Source organism: Acidovorax sp. Q11 (assembly GCF_054950075.1).
On record NZ_JBUDZG010000111.1, the window covers coordinates 1 to 349 of the forward strand.

Consider the following 349-nt stretch of genomic DNA (forward strand, 5'->3'; position numbering starts at 1 on the left):
ATTGAACCTTCACCGATTTCGTGAAGCTGATTGAGGATCTTACGTGCTCGATTTGGTGAACCGGTCTTCGTAGAGGATCGCGAATTGGTTCATTGCTGACTTCCAGTTGTTGGTTGCCCGCCCCCAGTCTTCGGTGATGTTGCGCAGTGCCAGCCAGATCAGCTTGGTGGCTGCATCGTCGCTGGGGAAGTGCCCTCGGGTTTTGATGATCTTGCGCAGCCGCGCATTCACGCTCTCAATCGCGTTGGTTGTGTAGATCACGCGCCGCACCTCGGGCGGGAAGGCGAAGAAGGGGATGACCTTGTCCCAGGCCCTGCGCCAGGCGTTGACGACGGTCGGGAATTTCTGG

At 57.6% G+C, this 349-nt stretch carries 1 protein-coding gene; it reads right to left on the minus strand.

Features of this window, described 5'->3' with window-relative positions; genetic code table 11:
• Positions 1 to 39 precede the first annotated feature (39 nt).
• Positions 40 to 349, minus strand: a 310-nt coding sequence (locus ACYZGB_RS22905; RefSeq protein WP_462391286.1) for a transposase, incomplete at its 5' end; no start/stop codon positions are given.